At 63.4% G+C, this 12848-nt stretch carries 11 protein-coding genes; 6 read left to right on the forward strand and 5 right to left on the reverse strand.

The features are described from left to right. Positions 1-16 precede the first annotated feature (16 nt). From qrcC to C3Y92_RS21135, 3 genes are all read left to right on the forward strand, one after another. Complete coding sequence (gene qrcC, locus C3Y92_RS08355; RefSeq protein ID WP_129351576.1) at positions 17-775, forward strand: menaquinone reductase iron-sulfur cluster-binding subunit QrcC; 759 nt, start codon at positions 17-19, stop codon at positions 773-775. Between the two features lie 14 nt (positions 776-789). Then, positions 790-2034: a menaquinone reductase integral membrane subunit QrcD gene (gene qrcD / locus C3Y92_RS08360; protein WP_129351578.1), complete on the forward strand. Its 1245-nt coding sequence runs from the start codon at positions 790-792 to the stop codon at positions 2032-2034. A 240-nt stretch (positions 2035-2274) separates the two neighbouring features. Continuing rightward, the gene (locus C3Y92_RS21135; protein ID WP_165352089.1) at positions 2275-2421 is read left to right on the forward strand and encodes a hypothetical protein; all 147 of its coding nucleotides are present in this window, start codon (positions 2275-2277) and stop codon (positions 2419-2421) included. Between the two features lie 129 nt (positions 2422-2550). On the opposite strand, the gene mgtA is transcribed toward C3Y92_RS21135, so the two are convergent. From mgtA to C3Y92_RS08385, 5 genes are all read right to left on the reverse strand, one after another. Beyond that, positions 2551-5325: a magnesium-translocating P-type ATPase gene (mgtA, locus tag C3Y92_RS08365; RefSeq protein WP_129351580.1), complete on the reverse strand. Its 2775-nt coding sequence runs from the start codon at positions 5323-5325 to the stop codon at positions 2551-2553. A 193-nt stretch (positions 5326-5518) separates the two neighbouring features. Continuing rightward, positions 5519-6601 (reverse strand): HprK-related kinase B, encoded by a 1083-nt coding sequence (locus tag C3Y92_RS08370; RefSeq protein ID WP_129351582.1) that lies wholly within the window; start codon positions 6599-6601, stop codon positions 5519-5521. Beyond that, complete coding sequence (locus C3Y92_RS08375) at positions 6598-7482, reverse strand: GAK system ATP-grasp enzyme (protein ID WP_129351584.1); 885 nt, start codon at positions 7480-7482, stop codon at positions 6598-6600. Before C3Y92_RS08375 ends, C3Y92_RS08370 begins: the two co-directional genes overlap by 4 nt. Before the next feature lie 28 nt (positions 7483-7510). Continuing rightward, complete coding sequence (locus C3Y92_RS08380) at positions 7511-9142, reverse strand: PhoU domain-containing protein (RefSeq protein WP_129351586.1); 1632 nt, start codon at positions 9140-9142, stop codon at positions 7511-7513. Next, positions 9135-9410, reverse strand: a complete 276-nt coding sequence (locus C3Y92_RS08385; protein WP_207214034.1) for an amphi-Trp domain-containing protein — start codon at positions 9408-9410, stop codon at positions 9135-9137. The genes C3Y92_RS08380 and C3Y92_RS08385 overlap by 8 nt, the downstream gene beginning before the upstream one ends. Before the next feature lie 315 nt (positions 9411-9725). Between C3Y92_RS08385 and C3Y92_RS08390 the strand changes: the two genes are divergently transcribed. The 3 genes from C3Y92_RS08390 to hemW all read left to right on the forward strand — a co-directional run bounded on the left by C3Y92_RS08390 (position 9726) and on the right by hemW (position 12735). Further along, a complete protein-coding gene (locus C3Y92_RS08390) occupies positions 9726-9908 on the forward strand; it encodes a Nif11-like leader peptide family natural product precursor (protein ID WP_129351590.1) in 183 nt (60 codons plus the stop codon). A 159-nt stretch (positions 9909-10067) separates the two neighbouring features. Then, on the forward strand, positions 10068-11519 hold the full coding sequence (locus tag C3Y92_RS08395; protein WP_129351592.1) for an inorganic phosphate transporter: 1452 nt from the start codon (positions 10068-10070) through the stop codon (positions 11517-11519). An 88-nt stretch (positions 11520-11607) separates the two neighbouring features. Beyond that, entirely contained in the window at positions 11608-12735 is a 1128-nt protein-coding gene (gene hemW / locus C3Y92_RS08400) for a radical SAM family heme chaperone HemW (protein WP_129351594.1), read from the forward strand. Positions 12736-12848: the final 113 nt, after the last annotated feature.

A 12848-nucleotide genomic window follows, 5' to 3' on the forward strand; every position in this document is an offset into this window, starting at 1 on the left:
GGAAAGGGAAGCCGTCATGTCCGGACAGAAAATGGAATTCCCGATCACCTGGGGCATGGTGATCGATATTGACAAATGCACCGGCTGCGGAGCCTGCATGGCCTCCTGCCAGACCGAGAACAACGTCGAACCCCAGCGCGAAGCCTCCAACAAGCTGCGCGCCACGTCGTGGATGCTCGTCTACGAGCTCACCAACGACAAAGCCTTCCCCAATCACGACATTGCCTATCTGCCCCGGCCCTGCCAGCAGTGCGGCAATCCGCCTTGCGTTTCCGTGTGCCCGGTCATCGCCACGGACAAAAACGAGAACGGCGGCATCGTGAGCCAGGTCTACCCCCGTTGCATCGGATGCCGGTATTGCGTGGCCGCCTGCCCCTACCACGTCCGCTACTTCGGCTGGTACGACCCCATTTGGCCGGAAGGCATGGAGAAGACCCTGTCTCCCATGACCTCGGTGCGCCCCCGCGGCGTGGTCGAGAAATGCACCTTCTGCCATCATCGCTGGACCCAGGCCAAGGACGCCGCCCGCGTCGCCGGCAAGGATCCCGATAACCTCGATGACGGGGCCTACGTCACCTCTTGCGTCCAGAATTGCCCTTCCGGGGCCCTCGCTTTCGGGGACATCAAAAACCCCAAGCACAAGGTGCACGAGCTGGTCAAAAGCCCCTACGCCTTCCGTCTGTTGGAGCGCCTGGGCACCGATACCCAGGTCTACTACATCAGCCGGCGGGAATGGGTCCGCAAGCTCGGCGACAACTACCTTAAAAGCGAGTAATCGGGGGGGATGCAATGAGCTTTATTGAAATCGAAAAAACCTGGTACCCCGAGGGCGTCGAGCGTTGCTCCCTTGGGAAGTTCATGAAGTGGCTCAGCGTGTTGGGCGTCGTCGCCCTCTACGGCTTCTTCGCCATGATCGTGTGCTTCGCCTACGGTCTTGGCGTCACCGGCCTGGACAACTACTTTGGTTTCGGCCTGTGGATCACCTTCGATCTGGCCGTCATCGCCCTGGGCGCCGGAGCCTTTTTCACCGGGCTTTTGCGTTACATCATCCGCATCGACGAACTCAAAAACATCATCAACCTGACCGTCATCAAGGGCTTTATTTGCTACTCCGGGGCCATGCTCATCCTGTCCCTGGACGTCGGCCAGCCCATCCGGTCGTGGTTCGGCTACTGGCACCCCAACGTCCACTCGATGCTGACGGAAGTCATCTTCTGCATCACTTGCTACCTGATGGTGCTCATCATCGAGTACATTCCGCTCATCCTTGAGCAGAAGCAGATCAACAAGATCCCGTTCCTGCACAACCTGGCCCACCAGATGCACGTGGTCATGCCGCTTTTCGCCGGCATCGGCGCGTTCCTCTCGACCTTCCACCAGGGGTCGCTGGGCGGCATGTACGGCGTCATGTTCGCCCGTCCCTACGCTTTCCGCGACGGGTTTTTCATTTGGCCCTGGACGTTCTTCCTGTTCGTCCTGTCGGCCATCGCCTCCGGCCCGTGCATGACGGTGCTGATCTGCGGCTTCATGGAAAAAATCACCGGCCGCAAGCTCACCACCTACCGGGTCAAGTCGCTCATGTGCAAGATCGGCGGCACCATGCTGCTTATCTACACGGTGTTTAAGTACCTGGACACCTGGGCCTGGATCAACGACATCCTGCCCCGGGCCGGTCTGACCTTCGACCAGATGTTCTACGGCATGGTCTACGGCAAGTGGCTGTTCTTCTCCGAACTGGTGCTGTGCCTGATCGTCCCGGTCATTTGCCTGCTCACGCCTCTGCGCAAGAAGCCGTTCTTTATGTATTTGGGCGCCATCCTGGCCTGCACGGGCGTGGTCATCAACCGCTACGTCTTCACTGTCCAGGCCCTGGCCCAGCCGGTGCTGCCGTTCACCAAGTGGGAGATCTACACCCCCAACTGGGCGGAATGGGCCACCTCGCTCATGGTCGTCGCCTACGGCTTCATCATCATGAGCCTGTCCTACCGCTATCTGCCGATCTTCCCCCAGGAAGTCGGGCTCAACAAGAAGTAGGACCGCGTTTCCCCCGAAACGACCAAGCCCGGCCGCGCAAGCGGCCGGGCTTTTTTTCGGCCGGCTGGATTGTGTTTCGACTGGTCGTGCTTGGTCCTGGCGTGCTGTCGGCTTTGATGTGTCGCAGGTGTCAGCTTGCGCCGTAGGCTAGATTTCACGGATCGCCAGGTACCGGCTCGGCCACGTTCCTGGCTATGGGCTGACGCGCCCGATGACGAATTTGCAGCAGCCCTTCACGGCTTGATCAGCCTGGAAATCCCCATCGAGTACATGCTGGGAAAATGGAAGGTCAGCCAGAACCGGTCGGCAACTGACCGGCGCGGCGTGCCAGGGGGGCTGGGACAAGACGCCGACGCCATGGCCGCGCTGGTCGCCGTGACACTGTAATCGCCCGCGACACATCAGAAAATACTTTTACGCCGGTTTTGCCGCGCGAAACGGACAAGCCCCGACTCGCTCCCTTGAAGGCGCGAACCGGGGCTTGTTGTTGTGGTCCGGCCGACCTGTAAGCCTCCCTTAACCTTCCGCGGCGATGCGTCGCACCACCCAGGTTTTGACGATCTGGGCCAGGCACATGTAGGCGAAGATGACCAGGGCGATAAGCCCCCAGTAATGGGCCGGCGGCACGACCAGACCGAAAGAGGCGGCCAGGGGCGAGAAGGGCAGCCATACACCCACGGCGCAGATGGCCAGCGTCGTCATCCCTAGGGCCAGGCTGGAGCGGCTTTGCAGGAAGGGAATGCGGTCGGTGCGGATGACGTGGACAATGAGCGTCTGGGACAACAGCGATTCGATGAACCAACCGGTCTGGAACAGCGCGGCGTTGTCCCAGGCGTGAAATACATGCAGCAAGATGAAGAACGTAACGTAGTCGAAGATGGAACTCACCGGGCCAAGCCAGACGATGTAGCGCCGAATATCGTCGATGCGCCAGCGCCTGGGGGCTTTGACAATGTCGTCGTCCACGTTGTCCGTGGGAATGGCCGTCTGGGAGAAGTCGTACATGAGGTTGTTGACCAGGATCTGAATAGGCAGCATGGGCAGGAAGGGCAAAAAGGCGCTGGCCCCGAGCACGCTGAACATGTTGCCGAAGTTGGAACTGGCCCCCATGCGGATGTATTTGGTGATGTTGAAGAAAATCTTGCGGCCCTCGACCACGCCGTGCTCCAGCACGTGCAGGCTTTTTTCCAGCAAAATGATGTCGGCCGACTCCTTGGCCACATCCACGGCCGAATCCACCGAAATGCCGACGTCGGCGGCCCGCAGGGCCGGGGCGTCGTTGATGCCGTCGCCCATGAAGCCGACCACGTGGCCCCGGGCGCGAAGCGCGGCCACGATGGCTTCCTTTTGCATGGGGTCGAGCTTGGCGAACACGTGGCAACTCTCCACGGCCTCGGACAGCTCGGTCGGGCTCATGGCCGCCACCATGTCGCCGGTGATGATGCGGTCCCCGGCGTCAAAACGCACTTCCCGGCAGATCTTGGCCGTGATGACGGCATTGTCGCCGGTGACGATCTTGGGCTGGATGCCGTGGGCCAGCATGGTGGCCAGGGCGTCGGCCGCCGTGTCTTTGGGCGGATCAAGGAAGGCCAAGTACCCCATAAGCGTCAGGTCGGCTTCGTCGGCCACGCCAAAGTCGTGGCGCTGCCCGTCCACTTCCTTGTAAGCCAGGGCCACGACGCGAAAGCCGTCGTCGTTAAGATCATGCACCAGTTGCTGCATGGTTTCGCGATGCTCGGCATCAAGGGCGGACACGACACCGTTCTGGAGGCAGTCGCGGCTTTGGGCGAAGACCTCTTCGGCCGCGCCCTTGCAGATGAGAATCGCCTTGCCGGTGCGCTTGTCCCGCACGATGACGCTCAAGCGGCGGCGCATGAAATCGAAGGGAATCTCGTCAAGAAGTTCGTAATGCTCGGGGTCGATGGCCGAGGTCGCGTCGTCGCCCGAACTGATGACGGCCAGATCCAGGGCGTTTCGCAGGCCCGTTTGCAGCTTGCTGTTGAGGTAGGCGTATTCCAGCACCGAGCAGTCTTCGCGGCCGGCGACGTCGAGGTACTTTTCCAGGATGATCTTGTCCTGGGTCAGCGTGCCGGTCTTGTCCGTGCACAGCACGTCGATGGCCCCGAAATTTTGGATGGCGTCCAGGCGCTTGACGATGACCTTGTGCTTGGACATGGCCAGCGCGCCCTTGGACAGGCACACCGTCACCACCATGGGCAGCATTTCCGGGGTCAAGCCAACGGCCACGGCCAGGGCGAACATGAACGCGCCCATCCAGTCACCGCTGGTTGCGCCGTTGATGAGAAAGACAAAGGGCACCATGATCATCATGAAACGCAGCATGAGCATGGTGAAATTTTTGATGCCCTTGTCGAAATCTGTCTCCACCCGCTTCTGCGACAGCTTGGCCGCGATGCCGCCGAAGTAGGTGCGCGCCCCGGTGGCCATGACCAGGGCGGCGGCCGAACCGGACACCACGTTGGTGCCCATGAAGCACATGGCCGGATCGCCAAGGCCGGTCTCGCCCTCAGGGGCGGCCTCGCCGGCCGGGCGGACGGTCTTTTCCACGGGCAGGGCCTCGCCGGTCAACATGGCCTGATTGATGTGGAGATCCTTGGCCCGCACGATCTGGACGTCGGCCGGCACCATGTCGCCGGCGGCGAGCAGCACCATGTCGCCGGGGACCACCTGGGCCATGGGGATTTCCGTCTGCTGCCCGTCGCGCAGCACCGTGGCCGTGGTGTGGACCATCTTGCGCAGTTCCTCGGCGGCGGTGTCGGCCTTGGCTTCCTGGATGACTTTGAGCGTCACGCCAAGGACGGCCATGCCGATGATGACCACGGCTGAACGGACGTCGTCGGTGGCGTAGGAGATGGACCCCAGAACAAACAGCAAGAGCACCAGCGGGTTTTTGACCGCGTCGAGCAGGCGGGCGGCCAGGGTGATCCGCTTGGCGGCGGCGGCCTGGTTGGGGCCGTACTTGGCCAGCCGCTCCCGGGCTTCGGCTGTGGAAAGGCCCAGGGCCGCGGGTTGGGCGGCAGGGGCGGGTTCGGCGAGGCGCTCCCCGGACTCGGCCACCTCCCGCCACAAGGCGTTGAGATGCTGGAAGGCCTCGTAGGGTTCGATTTTGTGTTTGACGGCCAGGGCCGCAAACACATCGGCCTTCTGGACGAAGTGTTCCAGGGTTTTGACAAAGGCCGTGTCCGGGGCCAGGCGAAGGTCTTCCGGGGCGGGCGCGGCGGCGGGATGGGACGGGGACTGGCCGGTGGCGGGCGGCGTGGGCTGCGTCATGAGGCCTCCTTCGACTCGATGCGCGGGGGAGGCCGGCCGAAGCGCAGCCAAGGACTCCCCCGATGACGCATCAGGCCCTACGGGCCGGGGATTGCTTTTTCATGACGGAAACGAGGCATACAAGCGCTTTACGCAATTGACATTATATCGGCTCCGCGCCGGCTTTCGGACAAGAGCCTTACGCCATGGGCAATTACCGGCTCACTGCGGCCAAAAAAGCCAGGCTTTCCTGGGCGGCCTTGTGGAAGTCCACGCCGCCGTCGATTTCCAGCACCGGCAGATCGCCCAGAAGTTCCAGATAGGCGTTCTGGCTGGCCATGGACGGCTCGGACGGGTCCTCGAATTCGTAGAAAAGCCCCACGTCCTTCATGAAGGCCGGCATGAGGTCGCGCCGGTCGGCCAGCCGCACCCGGGCGCCGGTCATGGGCGAGGCGTCGCGCTTCCAGCGCAGGATGACCAGCCCGGCCATGGGGCAGCCCAGCTTGAACCGGCCCGGGCCGAAGCATTCGTCGATAAAGGCGTCGTACTTGTGTTCCAGATCCCACAGTTCGGCCGTGGGCAGGGCTGAGAAACGAGCCCGGTCGGCGGCGTCCATGACCGGGGCAAGACTTGGGTTGTTGAGCACCGTGCCGGGGTTGACCCGGGGCATCTTGGCCACGCCGTGCATGACGAGGCCTTCGCCCTCGCGGGAAACCATGACCCGGTCGTTGCTGATGAACTCCGTGCCATGACGCATGATTTCCAAGGCCAGGGTCGATTTGCCGGCTCCGGAAAAACCGGCGATGACCAGGCCTTGGCCGCCTTGGGCGACGCCGGCGGCGTGAAACAGCAGCGCCCCGCGCTTCAGGCGCCATTCGATGAAGCGGTTGTTGATGAAGTTGACGATCTGGTTGTCGTTTTCCAGGCACGGCCCCACGGCGTAGTTTTTGCCCTGGCCGAAGAGGAAGACGAGGCCCGTGAGGAGTTTTTTGACTACCCGGCCGTCGGGGAGGTCCAGAGACGATTCCTTGAGTTTGGTCTTGCCCGGTTCCCGGGGGTGGACGGCAAAGGGCAGGTCAAACTCCGGCGGCCCGGCCTCGATGGCCGTGACTTCGATGCGGTAGGAACCGCCGCCGCCGAGAAAGTCGCGGTAGTAGCGGCCGAGCTTTTCCGACAGGGCGTGGGAGTTGGTGGCCACAACCACGGTCACGTCGTCAAAGGTGACTTCCAGGCCATGGGCCAGGGGCGCGGTTTCCAGGACGGGGGCCATAAGCCCGGCGATGGTGGGGCCGCTCATGCGATCTCCTTGAGGACATAGTCGGCGTAGGCCGCAGCCGCGTCCAGGCCGCAGGCGTCGAGGAGTCCCCGGAAGCCGCCGAAGGCCGAGACTTCGTAGATGGCCGCGCCGGATGGGGTTTCCACCACGTCCACGCAGGTGAAGGCCATGCCCGGGAAGAGGTTTTGGGCCTTGCGGGCCAGTTCGATGATCTCGTCCGATGGATTATGGGGCACGTAGCGGCCGCCGGTGCGGGTGGTGGTGTCCCAGGAATTGCCGCTGCCCTGGCGGGCGTAGGTGGCCAGATACTGGCCGCCCAAAAACGACACCCCGAGATCAAGATGCCCGCCGGCGTGGGAGACCATCTGCTGGATGTACATGACCCGGTTGCCGGCGGCCTTGTAATCGGCGATCTCCTCATGCATTTCCGGGCCTTCCTCAATGACGGTCATGCCCCGGGCCTTGGAGCTGTACAGCGGCTTGAACACGGCCCGGCCGTAGTCCGAGACGGCGGCGGCGGCTTCGCTGACGTCCTCGGTGACGGTGGTCGGCGGCATGGGGATGCCGCCCCGGCGCAGCACGGCCGTGCCGCTTAAGCGATCAATAAGCCGAAACATGCTGTCCGGGTTGGAAAAGACCGGCAGCCCGCCGGAATGGAGAAAGCGCAGGATCTCCATGCGGTCCAAGGCGTCGGGGGTGTAGGACGGGGCGATCTTTTTGACGATGAGCCCATCGAGGCTGGTGAGGTCGGTGTCCTTATAAAAGGCCTTGCCCGTTTCCAGGTCCAGGCGCACTTCGGCCATGTCGATGCACAGGCGAAAGCCGGTGCGGGCTTCCAGGGCGTCCAGCAAACGCAGGGTGGACCAGCCGCCGGGGATGCCCACCACGCCAATCTTTTTCATTTGTTTCTCCATGGTTGCAGGAAGGTTTTCAGTAGCACAGGGCGTCGACGGGCAGCTTGAAGTCCGCTGGGTCGCCGTCATGGGCGGCCACGCGCTGCAGCAAAAAGACGCCCCGGTGGAACATGAGCCGGGCGAAACGCTCGCTCAGTTCGAATCGGGTCGAAGTAATAAGTGACCGGCCAAGGCCAAGGGCCAGCCGGATGTCGAAGGTCGTGTCGCCATGCTTGGCGGCAAAAGCGGCGGCAAAGCGGCGCATCTCCAGGATGACGGCGGAAAGGACGCCGCGCCGGGCCTTGTCGAAGATGGGCAGGCGGAAGTTGGAGACCATGTACACCGAGACGTCCTGCACCAGGTCGGCGTCGGCCGATCGGTGCAGGTCGATGTAGTGGATGCGGTCCTCGGCCGGATCATAGAGGATGTTGTTGGTGTTGTAGTCGCCGTGGATCAGCACGCTGTAGGGCGCGGCAAGGGTGCGCTCCACGGCCTCGGCGGCGTCGATGATTTCGTCCAGGGACGGCAAGGGAAAAGCGCCGATGGCCTTGCGCTTGACCCGAAAGCCCGGGTGCACGGTGAGCACCTCGGGCAGGCGGGCGCGCAACTGCTTGCTGTAGCCGATGGGGCGGGGGCCGGGGGTCAGGGTTTTTTCCCAGAGTTCCCCGGCGGTGCGGCACTGGGCGGCCACGGCCCGGGAGAGCAGCTTGCGGTCGCCGGAGAGCGACAGGTCCTGGATGGTCTGGCCGGGCAAGAGCTCGATGAGCATGGAGCTGGTCTTTTCCCCTTCGCGAAAGGCTTCCAGATGCGGAGCCAGGCCCGGCATGAGGGACTCCCAGCGGGCGAAGTTGGCGGCTTCCTGGCGCAGCTTGCCCGTGTCGCCGTCCTTGAAGATGACTTCCTTGTGGCAGTCGCCTTCGCCGCCGCGTTCCTGAATCCGGCCGATGCGGCAGCCTGAGCGGGTGCCCCAGATGGAGGCGAATTCCACATCGGACAGCGGGTTTTCGTGGCCGGAGGCGGCCAGAATGTCGTTTAAGGCGGTGAACTGGCGGATTTTGAATTTGTCGCCGGTGATGGCGAAGATGGCGGCTTCGCCGACGTTGAGCAGGGCGTCGCCCATGCGTTCGAGATAGCGGAAGATAAACAGGGTGGTGAGCAGGTCGCCGGTGTTGAAGCCCGTGCGCAGTTCGTCGCGGATGCGGTCGAACTCCTGCTTGTAGAGCCGGTCGAGATGCAGCTCGCAGCGGCAGATTTTCAGCGCCGCGGCCATGTCGCGTTCCAGCACCGCCTTTGGCATCCAGCCCAGGGCATTCTGGATTTCCTGGAAAAACGGCTTGTAGTCGTAGCGCAGCAGGCATCTTGGATCGTCGTAGTGGCGCGTTTGGCGCACCACGTTGACGGCATGGTCGCCCACCCGTTCGAGGTTGCTGCCGATGATGTGAAACGCCCGGATGCGGGCCACTTCCGGGGCGGTGGGCCGGGTTTCGCCGTGCAGGGTGGCGAAGCAGGCGTTTTCGATCACGCTTTTCAAGTTGTCGATATAGTCGTCGCGGGCCTCGATCTTGGCGATGGCCTTTTCGTCACGATGCTTGAGGACTTCGATGGTGCCGGCGATCTGTCGCTCGATCTCCACGAGCAGGAATTTGAAATTGCGCTCGATCTCAAGCATCGTCTTCGTCCCGGGCAGTGATGAGCAGTGGGGCGGAACATTCCTGTTCGCGCTCCTTCCAGCGGAAGGTCAGCTTGAGTTTGCGGTCCTCGCCCTTGGCCTTGCCTTCCACGGTGACGGCCACCAACCCCTTGGGGATAAGGCGCAGCACGTCCTCGCCCTGGGACAGGGTGATCTCTCCCGTGGCGAACCCGTCGCGCACGGCCTCCAGATAGGCGGCGATGACGTCGGGCTGCTGCAATCCGTCGTATTTGAAAAGCTTGTTCACGAACTTCCTCCTTGGCGGCCCGGGGAGACGATCCGGGCGCGTCATTGGCTGTAGCACCCGATTATGAAGAAAAGGTGAAGCCCTGCTTGTTTTTTTGCACAACGGCCGGGTTTTTCCGCGCCGCGCGTTCGTCATGAGAGACTCACGCAACCTTCACCGGTTTACCCTGTACGCGGCCGGCCCGACTGGGCTAGGGTCGTGTCCGTGAAAGCGCATACGGCGTTTGGCAGGCAACGCATGAAGACCACCAATTTTTCCTTAACAATACGTCGTATTGTTAAGGGACGCGACATTGGGTCAGGCACGGAGGAGGCCATGAGTCAGGAAGCCATCGATCAATTTCTGGCCTGGTTGCAGGCCGACAAGGACCGGCTGCTCCTGGTCGGCGGCCTGCCCCTTGATGAACTGGCGGCCCACGCCGCCGCCCACGGGTTTATTTTCACCGTGGAGGAACTCAAGGCCAGGCAGGCCCTGGTGCATCTGGTGGAAGGCACCTAGCGCCGCACTCGAAAAATACGAAGGTGTCGTTGGGGAGTTCAATGTTTTTTCGCTTGTTGCCAGCAAAACGCCTGCTGTTTTTTTCGAGGATACGCCACGGGGAGGGGCGGCTTAACCGCTGCTCACGCCCGCTTTCTCCCACCCGCACCGGAGTACGGCATGTTGCAGTCCCTTGCCAGCCTTGACGGCCATTCCCTGATCCTGTTGTGCCTGTCCCTGGGAATCGCCCTGGCGTTTGAATTCGTCAACGGTTTTCACGACACGGCCAACGCCGTGGCCACGGTGATCTACACCAAGGCGCTTCGGGCCACCACGGCTGTCGTCCTGTCGGGCATCTGCAATTTCCTCGGCGTGCTGCTTGGCGGCATCGCCGTGGCCTATTCCATCGTCCATCTGCTGCCGGTGGACCTGCTCGTGTCGGTCAACTCCAACCTCGGGTTGGCCATGGTCTTTTCCCTGCTCGTCTCGGCCATCCTGTGGAACTTCGGCACCTGGTACCTGGGGCTGCCGGCGTCGAGTTCCCACACGCTCATCGGCGCAATCCTGGGCGTGGGGCTGGCCAACGCCGTACGCGAAGGCCTGCCGGCCGGGGCCGGGGTCAACTGGCACAAGGCCGTCGAAGTCGGCTTGTCGCTATTCATCTCGCCCATCATCGGCTTTGTCCTGGCCGGCGGGCTGCTGCTTTTGCTGCAACGACTGCTCAAAAATCCGGCCCTGCATCGGCCGCCTCAAGGCGACGCGCCGCCGCCGCCGGCCATGCGGGCGGCGCTGATCCTCTCGGGCCTGGGCGTAAGCCTGGCCCATGGCTCCAACGACGGCCAGAAGGGGGTGGGCCTTATCATGCTTATCCTCATCGGCATTCTGCCCGGGGTCTATTCCCTGGACGCCGACCTGTCGCCCGGCGAGACGGCCATGGTGCGCCAGGCGGCGGCCCGGTTCACCGACTATTTCGACGCCCACCGGCTGGAGATCGACAAGGCCTATGCCAATGGCTCCATCCGGGAGCTGCCCGAGAAATCTTCAGCCGTGAGCTGCGACGTGCGCGGGGCCGTGGCCGCCTCGGAAGACATCCAGCGCCAGCTGGCCCTGTATGATTCCATTGCCGCCATCCCGGCCGGGGAACGCTGGGAGCTGCGCACCGACATCCTGTGCCTGGACGACGCCGCCCGGATCATGCAGGGGCTTTCGGGCAGCGCCGCCGAGCGGGCCGAAATCGAGCAACTGCGCGAAACATTGCGCCGGCCTACAGAATACGCCCCGGATTGGGTCATCATGGCCGTGTCCCTGGCCCTTGGCGTGGGCACCATGGTCGGTTGGAAGCGCATCGTGGTCACCATCGGCGAGAAGATCGGCAAGACCAAGCTCAGCTATGCCCAGGGCGCGTCGGCCCAGATCGTGGCCATGGCCACCATCGGCCTGGCCGACGGCCTGGGGCTGCCGGTGTCCACCACCCATGTGCTGTCCTCGGGCGTGGCCGGGACCATGGCCGCCCACAAAAGCGGCCTGCAGATGCGCACCCTGCGCTCCATCGCCATGGCCTGGGTGTTCACCCTGCCGGCGGCCATGCTGCTGGGGGCCGGGTTCTTTTTCCTCTTCACGGCCTGGCTGTAGGGTGTGGCGGCCGGGCTTGCCCGAACTCCGGTTTGCGCCTAGATAAGCGCCTGGCCGGCGCAATTGCGCCGCCACCGGACGTTCCCCTATGCTGCTGTATATCCACGTGCCCTTTTGCCGGAGCAAGTGCCGGTACTGCGCTTTTGTCTCGCGTCCCCTGGACATGGCCGAGGTGGAGGTCTACGCCACGGCCTTGCCGCTGGAGATCCGGCATTTCGGCAAAAAGCTCGGCCGGCCCAAGGTCGAGACCATCTATTTCGGCGGCGGCACGCCCACGCTGTTGCCGCCCTGGGCGCTGTCGCGCATCCTGCCGGAAATCACCCGCCATTTCGATGTGCATCCGGCCGTGGAATGGACGTTTGAGGGCAATCCCGATTCGGCCCTGGACCAGCAGTATCTGAGCATCCTGGCCGGGGCCGGGGTCAATCGCCTGAGTCTTGGGGTGCAGAGCTTTTCCGACGCCATGCTGAAGATCCTGGGCCGCCCCCATGACGCCAGAACGGCCCATATGGCCTTCGAGGCGGCCCGCAAGGCGGGGTTCGCCAATATCAGCCTGGACCTCATCTGGGGCCTGCCCGGCCAGCGCGAGGGGAGCTGGATGGAGGACCTGAAGGCAGCCGTGCGCCTGCGGCCGGAGCATCTGTCCTGCTACGGCCTGACCCTGGAGCCGGGCACGCCCCTGGCCGCCTCGGCCGAGGCCGGCGAGCTGGAGCTGCCGCCGGATGGCGAGCAGGGCCGCATGTACGTGCATGGGGCGGAGTTTCTGGAAGAGCAGGGCTACCTGCAATACGAAATCTCCAATTACGCCCGCATGGGTTTCCAAAGCCGCCACAATTCGGGCTACTGGGAAGGCCGGGACTATCTTGGCTTGGGGCCGGGGGCGGTATCCACCGTGGCCGGAGTGCGCCATGAAAATCCCCGCGACGTCCGCGACTGGGCCGTCCAGGCAAAGGCCGGGCGCTGCGGTGCGGGCGGGGTGGCGCTGTCGCGGGAGGAGCGTATCCGCGAACTGGTAATGCTCTCGCTGCGAACGGCCAAGGGGCTTCGGCTGGGACTGTACAAGCGGTTGACTGGAATTGATTTTCTCAAGGAAAACGAAGCGCTCGTCACCGCTTTGCGGCAAAAGGAGCTGGTACGCCTGAGCGCCGGGCATCTGCGGCTGACCAAGAACGGCTTTCTGGTCAGCAACCTCATCCTGGAGCGCCTGCGCTTCTGACAATCGCTGCCGCGTCGGTCTTCCTCGCCTTGTTCTTTCCCGAATTGCGCAACCCGCCCACCGTAATGGCTCTCCCCCTTAACCCCTTTCTCCATTTGGGGGGGGCTGGGGGC

It is taken from the genome of Solidesulfovibrio carbinolicus (assembly GCF_004135975.1).
GTDB lineage: Bacteria > Desulfobacterota > Desulfovibrionia > Desulfovibrionales > Desulfovibrionaceae > Solidesulfovibrio > Solidesulfovibrio carbinolicus.

What these genes read in the sequence shown, in the direction of transcription:
- qrcC (WP_129351576.1), top strand. Translation starts at nt 17, where the DNA reads ATGTCCGGACAGAAAATGGAATTCCCGATCACCTGGGGCATGGTGATC.
- qrcD (WP_129351578.1), top strand. Translation starts at nt 790, where the DNA reads ATGAGCTTTATTGAAATCGAAAAAACCTGGTACCCCGAGGGCGTCGAG.
- mgtA (WP_129351580.1), bottom strand. Translation starts at nt 5,325, where the DNA reads ATGACGCAGCCCACGCCGCCCGCCACCGGCCAGTCCCCGTCCCATCCC.
- C3Y92_RS08370 (WP_129351582.1), bottom strand. Translation starts at nt 6,601, where the DNA reads ATGAGCGGCCCCACCATCGCCGGGCTTATGGCCCCCGTCCTGGAAACC.
- C3Y92_RS08375 (WP_129351584.1), bottom strand. Translation starts at nt 7,482, where the DNA reads ATGAAAAAGATTGGCGTGGTGGGCATCCCCGGCGGCTGGTCCACCCTG.
- C3Y92_RS08380 (WP_129351586.1), bottom strand. Translation starts at nt 9,142, where the DNA reads ATGCTTGAGATCGAGCGCAATTTCAAATTCCTGCTCGTGGAGATCGAG.
- C3Y92_RS08390 (WP_129351590.1), top strand. Translation starts at nt 9,726, where the DNA reads ATGAGTCAGGAAGCCATCGATCAATTTCTGGCCTGGTTGCAGGCCGAC.
- C3Y92_RS08395 (WP_129351592.1), top strand. Translation starts at nt 10,068, where the DNA reads ATGTTGCAGTCCCTTGCCAGCCTTGACGGCCATTCCCTGATCCTGTTG.
- hemW (WP_129351594.1), top strand. Translation starts at nt 11,608, where the DNA reads ATGCTGCTGTATATCCACGTGCCCTTTTGCCGGAGCAAGTGCCGGTAC.